The 13,910-nt window shown below is 34.6% G+C and carries 15 protein-coding genes; 2 read left to right on the forward strand and 13 right to left on the reverse strand.

Annotated features, from left to right (window positions below; translation table 11 throughout):
• Nucleotides 1–264: 264 nt before the first annotated feature.
• Nucleotides 265–1,476, forward strand: coding sequence for an NAD(P)/FAD-dependent oxidoreductase (locus tag WBY99_RS13125; protein ID WP_423976783.1), 1,212 nt, complete (start codon nt 265–267; stop codon nt 1,474–1,476).
• 236 nt (nt 1,477–1,712) lie between these two features.
• Here the strand turns inward: WBY99_RS13125 and uvrB are convergent, their stop codons facing one another.
• The 5 genes from uvrB to WBY99_RS13150 form a co-directional block, all read right to left on the reverse strand.
• Entirely contained in the window at nt 1,713–3,704 is a 1,992-nt protein-coding gene (uvrB, locus tag WBY99_RS13130; RefSeq protein ID WP_423976784.1) for an excinuclease ABC subunit UvrB, read from the reverse strand.
• Nucleotides 3,705–3,799: 95 nt separating this feature from the next.
• Complete coding sequence (locus tag WBY99_RS13135) at nt 3,800–3,880, reverse strand: hypothetical protein (RefSeq protein ID WP_423976799.1); 81 nt, start codon at nt 3,878–3,880, stop codon at nt 3,800–3,802.
• Complete coding sequence (locus WBY99_RS13140; RefSeq protein ID WP_423976785.1) at nt 3,877–4,269, reverse strand: hypothetical protein; 393 nt, start codon at nt 4,267–4,269, stop codon at nt 3,877–3,879. Before WBY99_RS13140 ends, WBY99_RS13135 begins: the two co-directional genes overlap by 4 nt.
• Nucleotides 4,270–4,293: 24 nt before the next feature.
• Nucleotides 4,294–5,691 (reverse strand): M56 family metallopeptidase, encoded by a 1,398-nt coding sequence (locus tag WBY99_RS13145; RefSeq protein WP_423976786.1) that lies wholly within the window; start codon nt 5,689–5,691, stop codon nt 4,294–4,296.
• Between the two features lie 4 nt (nt 5,692–5,695).
• Nucleotides 5,696–6,064, reverse strand: a complete 369-nt coding sequence (locus WBY99_RS13150) for a BlaI/MecI/CopY family transcriptional regulator (RefSeq protein WP_423976787.1) — start codon at nt 6,062–6,064, stop codon at nt 5,696–5,698.
• A 133-nt stretch (nt 6,065–6,197) separates the two neighbouring features.
• Between WBY99_RS13150 and WBY99_RS13155 the strand changes: the two genes are divergently transcribed.
• On the forward strand, nt 6,198–7,442 hold the full coding sequence (locus WBY99_RS13155) for a PQQ-dependent sugar dehydrogenase (protein WP_423976788.1): 1,245 nt from the start codon (nt 6,198–6,200) through the stop codon (nt 7,440–7,442).
• Between the two features lie 3 nt (nt 7,443–7,445).
• Here WBY99_RS13155 and WBY99_RS13160 read toward each other — a convergent pair whose 3' ends face one another.
• From WBY99_RS13160 to WBY99_RS13195, 8 genes are all read right to left on the reverse strand, one after another.
• Nucleotides 7,446–7,955, reverse strand: coding sequence for a DUF6973 domain-containing protein (locus WBY99_RS13160; RefSeq protein ID WP_423976789.1), 510 nt, complete (start codon nt 7,953–7,955; stop codon nt 7,446–7,448).
• 53 nt (nt 7,956–8,008) lie between these two features.
• Nucleotides 8,009–8,860 (reverse strand): acetyl-CoA carboxylase, carboxyltransferase subunit beta, encoded by an 852-nt coding sequence (accD, locus tag WBY99_RS13165; RefSeq protein WP_423976790.1) that lies wholly within the window; start codon nt 8,858–8,860, stop codon nt 8,009–8,011.
• A gap of 80 nt (nt 8,861–8,940) precedes the next feature.
• Nucleotides 8,941–10,008 (reverse strand): class II fructose-bisphosphate aldolase, encoded by a 1,068-nt coding sequence (gene fbaA, locus WBY99_RS13170; RefSeq protein WP_423976791.1) that lies wholly within the window; start codon nt 10,006–10,008, stop codon nt 8,941–8,943.
• Nucleotides 10,009–10,079: 71 nt separating this feature from the next.
• Nucleotides 10,080–10,946, reverse strand: coding sequence for an NAD kinase (locus WBY99_RS13175; protein WP_423976792.1), 867 nt, complete (start codon nt 10,944–10,946; stop codon nt 10,080–10,082).
• 88 nt (nt 10,947–11,034) lie between these two features.
• Nucleotides 11,035–11,688 (reverse strand): CBS domain-containing protein, encoded by a 654-nt coding sequence (locus WBY99_RS13180; protein WP_423976793.1) that lies wholly within the window; start codon nt 11,686–11,688, stop codon nt 11,035–11,037.
• A 136-nt stretch (nt 11,689–11,824) separates the two neighbouring features.
• Nucleotides 11,825–12,730, reverse strand: coding sequence for a DMT family transporter (locus WBY99_RS13185; protein WP_423976794.1), 906 nt, complete (start codon nt 12,728–12,730; stop codon nt 11,825–11,827).
• Complete coding sequence (gene aat, locus WBY99_RS13190) at nt 12,730–13,374, reverse strand: leucyl/phenylalanyl-tRNA--protein transferase (protein ID WP_423976795.1); 645 nt, start codon at nt 13,372–13,374, stop codon at nt 12,730–12,732. Before aat ends, WBY99_RS13185 begins: the two co-directional genes overlap by 1 nt.
• Nucleotides 13,375–13,428: 54 nt before the next feature.
• Nucleotides 13,429–13,803 (reverse strand): DUF3127 domain-containing protein, encoded by a 375-nt coding sequence (locus WBY99_RS13195; protein WP_423976796.1) that lies wholly within the window; start codon nt 13,801–13,803, stop codon nt 13,429–13,431.
• Nucleotides 13,804–13,910 lie beyond the last annotated feature (107 nt).

The following is a 13,910-nucleotide window of genomic DNA, read 5'->3' on the forward strand; positions in this document are numbered from 1 at the left end:
AGTTGTTTTTTATTTGATTTCGTCGAACCGCTGCGTTAGTTTGGGCGCCTTTATCCGCCTTCCGTTCCCGCTTTTTTACTCCTCGTTCCTCGTCGTAAAAAGAGCTCCACTCAAGTCGGGGCGCAGATTTCGCTTCGAAAGAAATTTTTGTTATAATTCACAAAAATAAGCATTAATCATGGGGTATAAAAATCGTATTTTTGCAAACACCCTTTATTGGAGCGGAAGTCCCTCTACTTTGGAAAGGGATTTAGGGAGCGGTTTATGGAAAAGAAAAAAATCATCATTATCGGCGGCGGCGCAGCAGGATTTTTCTGTGCTGCAAATCTCGATGAAACAAAATACCACGTTACTATTCTCGAACAAAATTCTGATGTTCTTCAGAAAGTGAAGATTTCTGGAGGCGGAAGATGCAATGCGTCGCATGCTTGTTTTGATCCAAAAGAATTGGTGCAGTTTTACCCAAGAGGAAACAAAGAATTGCTAAGTGTTTTTTACAAGTTTCAACCAGGCGATACGATGGATTGGTTCGATCAACGGAATGTTTCGTTGAAGATTGAAAACGATAATAGAATTTTTCCTGAAAGTAATTCTTCACAGACAATCATTGATACTTTGGTGAATGAAGTTGCGAATAAAAACTTTGCAATTAAAACCAAAACAACTGTTTTAGAAATCGAAACGAAAGAAAATCAATATTTAATCATCACCAATTCAGGGGATTATATTGCTGATTTTGTGATTTATACGACTGGGAGTTCACCAAAATCTTTGAAACTTATTCAGCGTTTAGGTCATGAAATCATTGATGCAGTTCCGTCGCTTTTTACTTTTAATATTAAAAATGAGACGCTGAAAGACTTAATGGGAACAAGTTTCCCTTATGCCGAAGTTTCTATTCCACAATTAAAAATGGAGGAATCGGGTCCGATGTTAATTACGCATTGGGGACTTTCTGGGCCCGCAATTCTAAAGATTTCTGCATGGAAAGCTCGTGAACTTGCGGATATGAAATATCAATTTGAAATTTTAGTGAATTTCTTAGGAATTGATATGGATGATGCTGAAGAAATTTTCAAAAAATTCAGACAAGAAAATCCAAAAAAATCGATTGGAAACTCCAAAATTTTCGAGATTACAACAAGATTTTGGCATCGAATTCTTTGGCTTTCAAAAGTGGATTTAGATAAAAACATTTCAACTATTTCTACGAAAGATTTGCAAAATATTCTTCGTAATTTATGTGAAAATTTAATGAAAGTTTCCGGGAAATCTACTTACAAAGACGAATTCGTAACTGCAGGCGGAGTGGATTTAAAGGAAATTAATTTCAAAAATATGTCTTCTAAAAAAGTAGAAAATTTCTATCTCGCTGGTGAAGTCTTGAATATTGATGCGGTTACTGGCGGTTTTAATTTTCAAGCCTGTTGGAGCGAAGCTTGGCTAATCGCCCAAGATTTGAATTCAATAAACTAATCTTTTAATTAATTTTTGGAGGAAGTTATGGTAGCTTTTTGTTCAATATTTCAGCAATCTCCAATGCAATTTATAATACTTTTTATATTCTGGAATTTAATTTTGGGCTGATGGCTGTTGTTTTAGTCGCATTTTTATTTTCACTTAATATTGCTTGTTTTTATGCGCAGAGAACGTATTTGAAACAGATTTATAAGATTGAACCATTTTTAAAATACCTTCAACCAAGTTGATTTTTAACCTTTCAGCGCATTAATTTCATCTCGCAATTTGGCAGCTTTGATAAAGTCTAAATTCTTTGCTGCGGCTTCCATGGCTTTTTGCTTTTCAGCAATTAATTTTTCGATGTCTTCACCGCCGTATTTGGCTTTTTGTTCTGCAACCTCTTGTAAAATTTGTTTTTGAGTGTATTTTTCATCTGGAAAATCTTTACTTCTTCCAACCAAGACTTCAGATATTTTTTTATTTAAAGCAGTCGGAACTTGACCATGTTTCTCATTATATTCAATCTGTTTTTGTCTTCTGTAAAGCGTTTCGTCAATGGTTGCTTGCATTGATTTCGTCATTTTATCAGCATACATAATAGCTTTTCCGTTCAGGTTTCTTGCCGCACGACCAACAGTTTGCGTCATCGAACGTCGGGATCGTAGCATTCCTTCTTTGTCGGCATCTAAGATCGCGACCAAAGAAACTTCAGGTAAATCTAAACCTTCCCGCAATAAATTAACGCCAACCAAAACATCAAATAATCCAATTCGCAAATCCTGCATGATTTGAATACGATCCAAAGTCTCCACATCGGAGTGAATATATCTTGTTCTAATTCCGAACTTGGTGAAATATTTGGTTAACTCTTCCGCCATTTTTTTGGTCAAAGTGGTGACCAAAGTTCGTTCATCAACTTCTGCTCGTTTTTGGATTTCTTCCATTAAATCATCAATTTGATTTAAAGATGGACGAATCTCAATCACGGGATCAAGCAAACCAGTCGGTCGAATTAATTGTTCAATATATTCGCCACCTGATTTTTCCAGTTCGTAATCTGCAGGAGTTGCAGAAACAAAAACAACCTGATTCTGAATTTCTTCAAATTCCTGAAACTTTAGCGGACGGTTATCCATCGCTGCCGGAAGTCGGAAACCATGTTCCACTAAAACTTCTTTTCGACTTCGGTCGCCACCATACATCGCGTGAACTTGTGGAACTGTAACGTGGCTTTCGTCGATGACCATTAAGTAATCTTTAGGAAAATAATCTAGCAAACAGAACGGTCGGGAACCAGGTAATCTTCCGTCAAAATAACGGGAATAATTCTCGATTCCACTACAATAACCGAGTTCTTTCATCATTTCTAGATCGAGTTCAGTGCGCTCCTGCAAACGTTTTGCCTCGTACGGTTTTTCAATTTCATTAAAGAAATCTACCTGTTTCACCATGTCATCCTGAATTTCTCGAATGGCATTTACTTGAGTTTCTTTTGAGGTTACGAAAAGATTCGCCGGATAAATTTGAATCTCATCAAAATTGTCCATTACATTTCCAGACAAAGGATCAAAACTTTGAATGGTTTCAATCTCATCTCCGAAAAACTGAATCCGAATCGCATTATCTGCATAAGCTGGAAATACATCAACGACATCACCTTTTACTCGAAATGTTCCGCGGGTAAATTCATTTAATGTTCTTGCATAAAGCGCATTCACCAAAGAATGAAGTAAATTAGTTCGTGTTATTTTTTGATTTTTCTCAATGGAAATAAGTGATTTATTAAATTCTGTCGGATTCCCAACCCCATAAATACAAGAAACCGAAGCCACGATTAAAACATCTCGCCGCCCAGAAAGCAAACTTGCAATCGCAGAAAGACGCAATTTCTCAACTTCCTCATTAATTGATAAATCCTTTTCTATATAAGTATTGGTAGATGCGATAAAGGCTTCTGGTTGATAATAATCGTAATAACTTACAAAATATTCTACCGCATTATCTGGAAAAAATTCTTTGAACTCCACAAAAAGTTGGGCAGCCAACGTTTTGTTATGCGCCATCACGATGGTGGGTTTTTGTACATTTTGAACCACATTTGCCACAGTAAAGGTTTTCCCGGAACCAGTGACTCCAAGAAGAGTTTGATATTTCTCGCCGATTTCAAGTCCTTCGGTCAGCTTTTTTATGGCAGTTGGCTGATCGCCTGTAGGTTTGTATTCTGATTGTAGTTGAAATTGCATGGTGCAAAAATACGGAAAAGAAAGGAAGCAAAATTAATTTACATTTTTAGAATTTCGGCATGGGGGCCAATTCTGATCAAGTGAATTACCTTGTTTTATTCATCGAATTGTAGCCAAATCAGAAGTAGATCTAGAAAAATATGATATTCCCAATGATTTTTATAATTTCCTTTCAATGGATGTGGTCTAAAGTTTCCTTCGTTTCTTTCTCAATAGTCCAAACTAATTCTTTATCGATTTTTAAAGTGAAGAGTTTTTGAAAATTGGTGATAAACTTTTTTGTTTCCTTCATGTTCAAGTTTTTGTAAACGCTTTTGAAATCTTTAAAAGAAGTAGTCGTGAAACTAAATCTTTTCATAGCATGAAAAGTGGAATCCGCTTCTTTATCTTTTAATGTTCTAAACATCGATTTCCCAGCATTAATATCTAAAACAAATTTTTCTGTAGCGATACTGTCTTTTCCAGGGTTCGGTTTAAATTTTAGTTCATACACAAAGCTTTTATTTTGGGAGAAGACGAAACTAAAGGCAAATACTAAAATGATACTAATGGATTGTTTAATCATGCTTTCCAAATTTTTAAATTAAAACTATTTCTTCGCAGGTCCTTCAAATTTCATTGTTAATGGTAATTTATACACCGTTTTTACTGGATTACTGTCTTCAATGGCTGGTTTCCAAACTTTTCCTTCATTAGCAACTGTTATAGCCCGTACTGCTTCTGCATTAAACTGTTTGTTCTCACCTTCGGCAAAAATATTAGAAATATTCCCAGATTCATCAATACTTAGATATACCGTCGTTTTCAACAAACCTTCGTCTCCTTTAAAAATTGAAGTATCAAAATTGGTAGCCACTGAGTTTCTCAGAGCATTAATACCACCTGGAAATTCCGCTGGAACTTGTTCAAATTTACTTGGTGGCGGTGGCGGCGGTAGAGTTGTAGGTACTGCTACATCTTGAGCTCGTTTTTTCCTGATCGTATCTTTTGTAGATTCATATTCTTTAAATAATTTTTCAGAAGCACGAATAAACTCTTTCTCTGCTGGTGTTGCGTTAGATTCATCAATCGGGATTGCAACAGCTTGGTTTTCAGTTTTAACGGGATTTGGTTCTGTAGCTGAACTGGGTTCGTTCTGTGCTTGAACTTTTTTAGAAAAAAACACAAATAAAATAGCGAGTACCGGAATCAAAGCAAATTTCTTAATGCTGGCAAATTTGGAGTTTTTAGAAGTCATCATAATAAATCTTTTTTTGGTGTTATTAAAATCGAATTGGTGCGTAAGGTTGAAACTTTGCGAAATTTTAATTTCATTTAAAATCAAATGTTGATAGTTACCGACGTCATAATTATTTTGCAAAACATATTCATCAGCCAGAAATTCATGATTGGTAATCATTGCCTTTTTAAAAAAGAATAAGGCTGGATTAAACCATGAGAATATTTTTAAAAATTCTATAAACAGAATGTCAGTGCTATGTCTTTCTTCGATATGACATTTTTCGTGTAGAAATATTCGTTCATCAATTTGATTATTGACTAAATATTTTCTGCTAAAATAAATGGTGTCCAAAAAACTGAACGGAGCATAGTTTTTATCGATAATCAGAATATTTTGGTTTTTGTAATTTCTTTTTTCACCTTTCAAAAATTTAATCTTAATAATGGAGTATATGAATTTGATTAAAAAGAAAATAGAAACTGCTACATAAATAACAAGTAAGATTTTAATCCAATCAACACTCGCAACTTTTGCTATATTGATTTGTTGAAAATCCTGAAGAGGTTCTCCAACTATTAAATTCGATTGACCTGTTGTTGCAAAAGAAGAATTGAAGGGAATAAAAGGAATTGCGTAAGTAAATAATAAAGCCAACAGAAGAAAAATCCTGTTAAATTTAAATATCCGCTCCCGTTCTAAAAATAAATAATAGAAACCAATAAGCGCAAAGGAAGAAAGAATGATTTTTAAAATAAGTGTTTCCATTTTTTTACTCTTTTATTTGGTGATCGATAATATCTCGAAGGTCTTTCAATTGGCTTTGTGAAAGCTTTTTGTTTGAAGCGAAAAAAGAGGCGAATTGAGATACCGAACTGTTGAAGAAACGATCAATCATAGAATTCATCTCATGATTGAAATACGTTTCCTTATCAATCATGGGAAAATATTCCCTTGAGTTCCCAAAGGTTTTATAACCAACTAGATTTTTAGTCTGCATTCTTTTCAAAAGTGTTGCAATGGTTGTAGGTGCAGGTTTTGGTTCAGAATATATTTCTAAAATATCTTTCATGAAAGCTGTTTTCTGCTCCCATAAGATGTCCATAATCTCTTTTTCTGCTTCTGTTAATTTCTGTTTCATTTCTACAAGATTATATTTGTTTCTACAAATGTAGAATAAAATTTTAATTCACCAAACTTTTTCTAAATAATTTAATGATTATTCACCTAAAGCATTTTTTGTAACTTTAAAAAACAATTAAATCCGCTTTATTATGAAACATCTAATCATTAAAAGTTATGCAGTTTTAATGCTTTTACAAATAGCATCCTGCAACGGAAACTCGAAATTCACTTCTGTTCAAAATGATACAATAACTCAAAATAGAATACTCCCAAATCCTGAAACGGCAGCAAAGAATTCTCCGGAATATCAACCTGCTTTTGTAGGGCAAACCAGAGCTGCAGGCGTGAAAACTTCAACTCCTTATCGGGTAGAAATCATTAACAAAGATTTAGGGAGACCATGGGGAATTACTAATTTACCTGATGGCAGATTTTTAATAACCGAGAAATCAGGCTTTATGAATATTGTTTCCGCCGACGGAAAAACGACTTCTAAAGTGGAAGGCTTTCCTACCGTTGATGCTCGAGGTCAAGGTGGCTTGCTGGATGTTGCGCTTGATCCTGAGTTTAAAAATAATAGAATGATTTATTGGACTTTTGCAGAACCCGTTTCTGGAGGAAATCACACTTCTGTTGGAAAAGGAAGACTTTCTGCTGATGAAAAAAAGATAGAAAATCCAGAAGTTATTTTCCGAGCAACACCAACTTATGATGGTAAACTGCATTATGGAAGCCGATTGGTTTTTGATAAAGCCGGAAATCTTTTTGTAAGCACTGGTGAACGTTCGGATTTAGAAACAAGACCTTTGGCACAAAATACAATGGCATATTTGGGTAAGGTTTTAAAAATAACTAAAGATGGAAAACCTGCTCCAGGAAATCCTTTTTTAGGCAATTCAAAATATAAACCTGAAATTTATTCGTACGGACACCGCAATCCACAAGGTTTAGCAATTGATGAAAAAGGACAACTTTGGGAAGCAGAAATGGGCCCAAAAGGCGGTGATGAAGTTAATCTGATCAAACCCGGAAAAAATTACGGCTGGGGAGATGTTACCTACGGAATTGAATACAGTGGCAAAAAAGTTGGGGCGGGAATTCAGCAGAAACAAGGAACGGAACAGCCCGTTTATTATTGGGATCCATCGGTATCCATGAGTGGAATTACTTTCTATACCGGAAATATCGATGAATGGAAAAATAATATGGTGCTCGGCTGTTTGAGTGGCGAGAAAATTATTCGTTTAGTGATTAAAGACAATAAAGTCATTGGTGAAGAGTGGTTGTTGGAGGATCAGAAAGAAAGATTCCGCGATGTATTGAGCGGACAAGATGGAAGTTTATACGGAATTACGGACAGCGGAAAATTGTATAAAATTTCAAAAAAAATATAATTTTTAATCTTCAAGATAAACAAGAAATCCAGGAAAATCATCATTCACATTTTGCAATACTTTCGCGGATTCTGTTTTACTTATCAATTCTTTAACGAAAAAACTCGTTTCGAAAAATTGGCGATGAACACCTGGAAGTAACTCCATGAAATAATCCATTCCGACTTGATTATTGTGTAAATCCATTTTGGTTTCTAATGGTTTGTTGGTAAAGAGTTCTTCGTGTAAATCGGTCATCTTCTTACAAAAATCCAAAGCTTTTTGTGGGGATGAGATTTTGCAACAATACATCATAATCAGGCAGTTCCAAAGTGCATGTCGAAAAGCATTTCCTTCTCCATTGGTTGAGTGTGTTTTTGGGAAATGTTTTTGAGCCAGAGAAAAGCTTTTTACGGTCGCATAAAATCCTAAGATTGAAAATAACGGATGAGGAAGTGTCAATCTCAAAAGTTTCATAATCTTGTTGAGACTTAAGGATTTTAAAGCATGAAGTATGATTTTTATATTTTTCATAAAAAGAAATCCCACCTCAATTGAGGTGAGATTTTATTAATCATTCAAATTTATTAAGCGTGTGCTAGTAATCTGACGGTTTTTGAAACTTTATCTTTGATTTCGGTTCTTTTAACAATGAAATCTACAAAACCTTTTTCCTGTAAAAATTCGGAAGTCTGGAATCCTTCTGGCAAATCTTTACCAATGGTTTCTCGAATTACTCGAGGACCAGCAAAACCGATCAAAGCGCCAGGTTCTGCCATAATAATGTCCGCAGTCATCGCAAAAGAAGCAGTAATTCCACCGAAAGTTGGATCACATAAATAAGCGATGTATAACAAACCAGCTTCTGAAAGTTGTGCCAATTTAGCTTGTACTTTCGCCAGCTGCATCAATGAATAGGTGGCTTCCTGCATTCTGGCTCCACCAGATTGAGAAATGATCATGTACGGAAGCCGGTGTTCAATACAATAATCAATTGCTCTACGGATTTTTTCACCCATCACTGATCCTAAAGATCCACCGATAAAACTAAAATCCATACAAGAAATTACCATTTTCTCACCATTAACAGTTCCAACTGCGTTTCTGATAGAATCTGTTAATTTCGTTTTGGCTTTTACTTCTTTCAAACGGTCTGTATAAGACTTCGTGTCTTTAAAGTTCAACATATCTACACTTTCGACATTAGCGTCGAGCTCAGTAAATTTGTTATCATCAAAAAGAATTGAAAAGAATTCTCTACTGCCTATTCTCACGTGGAAGCCATCTTCTGGAGATACATAATTATTGGCTTTTAATTCCTCGTGTTCCACTATTTTCCCACTCGGTGTTTGATGCCAAAGTCCTTTGGGGACGTCTTTTTTATCTTCTGTAGAAGTGGTAATGTTTTGTGTTTTCCGTTTAAACCAGTCAAATGCCATTGAGTTTAATTTTAGATTATAAATTTCAGATTGCAAATAAAAACAAATTGCTTTTAAAAACAATATTTAAAACAATTTAATTACAAAGTATTAATATTGTTAAGGTCTTCAAATGCCTGAACTAGCCTTTTGCTAAAGGTTTCTTCACCTTTTCTAACCCAACCTCTCGGGTCATAATATTTTTTGTTTGGTAAATCAGCACCATCTGGATTCCCAACTTGAGTTTTTAAATATTCAATTTTTTCTACCATGAAATCTCTAATTCCTTCAGTATAAGCAAATTGTAAATCTGTATCGATATTCATTTTAATTACTCCATAATCGATTGCTTCTCTGATTTCTTCTAATGAAGAACCAGATCCACCGTGGAAAACGAAATTAATTGGTTTTGCTCCCAATCCGTATTTTTCTTCAACAAATTTTTGTGAATTATCAAGAATTTTCGGTGTTAATTTTACGTTACCTGGTTTGTAAACACCGTGAACATTTCCAAAAGCAGCAGCAATCGTAAAGTTTGGAGAAATAGCGTTCAATCTTTCGTAAGCATAAGCAACTTCATCTGGCTGGGTATATAATTTTGAAGAATCAACTCCTGAGTTATCTACGCCATCTTCTTCACCACCTGTAATTCCTAGTTCGATTTCTAAAGTCATTCCCATTTTTGCCATTCTCTCGAAATACTTGCAAGAAATGTCAAGATTTTCTTCGATTGACTCTTCGGATAAATCAAGCATGTGAGAAGAATAAAGAGGTTTTCCTGTTTGTGCGAAAAACTCTTCGTTCGCATCCATCAATCCATCAATCCAAGGCAATAATTTTTTCGCACAATGGTCGGTATGTAAAATTACCGTTGCTCCATAAGCTTCTGCTAAAGTATGAATATGTTTTGCACCAGCAATACCACCTAAAATTGCGGCTTTCTGTCCATCATTGCTTAATCCTTTTCCTGCATTGAAAGCAGCACCACCGTTCGAGAACTGAATGATTACTGGTGAATTAAGTTTTGCAGCCGTTTCAATCGTTGCATTTACGTTACTTGAACCAATCACATTCACTGCGGGAAGTGCAAATTTATTTTCCTTTGCGAATTGAAAAATGTCTGTAACCATTTGCCCTGTGGCAACTCCTGCTGGAAATTTCTTGCTCATAATTGATATTTTTATAGATTTATTATTTGCGGTTTTTAGAACAGTAAAGTTAAGTATTTAAAGTTAAATATTTAGTTTCTTTTATCATTGCCCCAAAGCAGTTTCTGACGGATTGTTTCGTAAAAACTTAGATTGGTGGGGTGAATCAAAAGTATTTTGAAATGGGCTTTTCGCAAGATAATTTCTACATCGGTTTCCATGTGGAATAAGCGCGAATCGAGTGATAGCGAATATTGAGGAACGCGGCTTTTTACTTTTAATCTAATTTCTACATCGTCATTTACGATAAGTGGACGAACATTCAAATTATGGGGTGCAATTGGTGTGATGACAAACGTGTTGTTATTTGGCGTAATAATCGGCCCACCACAACTCAGGGAATAAGCAGTTGATCCAGTTGGAGTCGAAATGATAATTCCATCGCCCCAAAAAGTATTGAGAAACTCACCATTAATATAAGATTCTACCGTAATCATGGCGGTGGTTTCTTTTCTAGAAATCGTTAAATCATTTAAAGCATAAGGGAAAAACATCGAATTATTGGGCGAAACAATTTCAATAACGGATCGTTCACTAATCTTCATATCTCCTTTAATAATTCCATCGAGTTCTAAAAAAACTTCTTCTTTGGTAAAACTTGCCAAGAAACCAAGGCGTCCGGTATTCACTCCAACGACAGGAATTAGTAAATCTTGTACAAACAGAAGGGAGTTCACAATCGTTCCATCGCCTCCAAAAGTAAAAAACAAATCTACTTTCATTTCTCTCAAATCTTCTTTCCCTGCAAAGGTTTCAAAGATTTTTGAGAATTGCATTTCATTCGCCATTTCTTCGTACAGCACAGATTGAACTCCTCTTTTTTCGAGTTCGGAAACAAATTTACTTAGATACAAAAAGGTATCTAAATCATTTTTTTGGGAATAAATGGCTGCTTTCATCTGTTCAATCTTATTTTTTCATCGGTCAAATGTAACACTAACTGGTTTTTATTTCTTTTTAATAAAAGGTTATTGTGCCTCATCTTTTTTAAAATTCCATATATTTTTGAAAAAAACCGAATCGGTCTTTCAATAGTTCTTCTTTTTCGTCATCATAATATTTATGAATCACACTATATCCATATCGAACAAAAGTTTCATTGATTGAACTCAAACTTCCACTGCTTATTTTCAAAGTTATTTGCACATCATCCTCTTCAAAACCACTGATATAACAACCGTAAATTTTACCATTATTCGACTCTACAATTTTACAGACATCGGTCATTGAATAATTTTTTTTATTGATTTGAATAACCAGCAATGCTCCATTCTCAGAGAATAAAGGATACTTCGCAAACTCACAAAAAATATCGTCACAAGAAAGATACCCTTGATATTTCTCTAATTTATTAATAACCGGAACGACATTGCCATTGAAAGTATGAAAAAGTTTGATTGCATCTAAAATATTTCCATCATCAAATAAAGCAAATCTTTCGTAATGATGTTCTAATGTTGCTAATAGTCCACCAGTACTTTCTTCCAAAAACTGCTGACTTAGCGCTCCCTGATAAACACCTTTTTTCTTAATAAAAATATGGCTATAGCCAAACTCTTTAGCTACTTCATTAGCTACTTCTATGAAATCACTGGAATTGAACGCAGGATAGTCTTTAGAAATGTAATCTTTGATAAACATTAGTCAAATTTAGCAAAATAATAAAAGAGAATAGTCTTTTTTGAAATAATTTAAAATTTACAAAAAATAATTTGGATAATATAAAACTAATTATATATCTTTGTAGCCTTTCATTTTTACTTTTTATTAGATTTATTTAAAACCGCAGCACTTTCGGGTCTTGCGGTTTTTCTTTTTTAGCTCTTAAAAAAATCAGTCCGGCAAGAATAATAAATGCACCAATAAATTGCATCGTTGTTAATTTTTCACCATCTAAAATTCCCCAAATCACCGCAACCACGGGCATTAATAATGTTACTGTTGAAGCAAATAATGGTGTGGAAATACTGAGTAAACGATAATTCAACATCATCGCTAAACCAGTTCCGAAGATGGATAGCAAACTCACAAAACCCAATCCAACGAACAAATTCTTATTTGGATGGAAGTCACTAAAGAATCCTGCAAATACAAGCGCAACAAGTGACGGAATGATTAATACGAAAGAAAAGACGAATGCCGATAGAATTTTTGCCGGTATTTCATGAAGTTTAGACTTTACAGTGGTCATTGAAATAGCATAGCCTAAAGTTGCAACCAATAGTAAAACAATTGGAATTAATTTTAACTCACCGCCTTCACCACCAGAAAACGCCAAAATACACGCTCCTGAAAAACTTATTGCTACTCCAATTAATTGTCTTTTCGTTGTTGAAAATTTCCAAAATAAGAACCCAACGATGATTACAAAAATAGGCATCATCGAATTAACAATTCCTGCAATACTACTACTGACCGCAGTTTCTGCAATCGGAAAAAGAAACATCGGAATAAAATTCCCCGTTAAAGCTGCAAGAATTAACCACTTAAAGTGCTTTTTCGGAAACTTTTTAATATTGCTAATAGCCAACGGAAGCAAAAGAATTCCGGCAATTAAAACACGTAAAGCACCAACCTCAAAAGGATTGAAATGCTCCAATGATTTTTTTATAAGAATAAATGAAGAACCCCAAATGATTGAAAGTACTATAAGCAAAATCCACTTTTCTCTTTCGTGATTCATTATTGCTGTTGTTTTAATAGGTTTAAATAATCCTTTTTTGAAATCATGGTTGCACCCAAACTTTCCAAATGCTCGGAATGAATCTGACAATCGATTAACTCTAAATTTTCTTTTTGACTTTGAATAAAATGAATGAATCCAGCTTTCGAAGCGTTGCTCACTTTTGCAAACATACTTTCGCCACAGAAAACTCTTCCGATTTGAATTCCATAGAATCCACCCACCAATTGATTATTTTGCCAAACTTCAATGCTTTTGGCAATTCCGTTTTTCTGAAGTTCTACAAATGAATTGATCAGCTTTTCTGAAATCCAGGTTCCATCCTGATCTTTTCTAAAAGTATTTTTGCATTCTTCCATGACCTGGCGAAAACATTGATTTTCGGTGAAAGTAAAAACCTCATCACGCAAATTTTTTTTCATCGATTTAGAAATTTTCAAATCTCGGGGAAAAAGTACGAATCTTGGATCAGGACACCACCACAAAATTTCTTCGCCTGGATTATACCAAGGAAAAAGCCCGAGCTGATAAGCAAAATACAATCTCTCTGGCGATAAGTCCCCACCCATTGCCATAATACCAGATTCTGACTCCATCAAAGAGGGATCAGGAAATGAAATTTCATTGGGATTAAGGAGAATCATCTGAAAATTAAATCCTGCCGAAAAAGCAGGATTTATAGATTTAAAATTTCAATTTTAGAAAGGCAAATCGTCTTCATCTTCTTCGAAAACTCCTTTTCCTTCCGCAGGTTTTGTTGCAGCCGGAGCAGCTTGTGTTGGTTCAAAACCTCCAGCAGATCCTACGTTTTCGATTTTCCAACCGGTGATCGAGTTGAAGTACTTCACTTCTCCTTGCGGTGAAGTCCATTCTCTTCCTCTAATATTGATAGAAACTTTAACTTTATCACCCTCTTTTAATGCATTAAGCAAATCTCCTTTTTCTTGAAGAAATTCGATGTTAATAGGTTGTGGATATTGTTCTTCGGTTGTAATCACCATTTCTCTTTTCTGAAATCCGCTCGCAAATGTCTGAACTTCAGTTATTTTCTTTACTGTTCCTTGTAATTCCATATATAAATTTCTTAAAGGTGTAAAAGTAATAAAAAGGATTCTAAAAAGAAAGCTCTGGGTCTATTTTCAAAAAAATTAAAATTTTTAAAAAATAGTTTGGTTTAGTT

The organism is Kaistella sp. (assembly GCF_049588135.1).
Lineage (GTDB): Bacteria > Bacteroidota > Bacteroidia > Flavobacteriales > Weeksellaceae > Kaistella.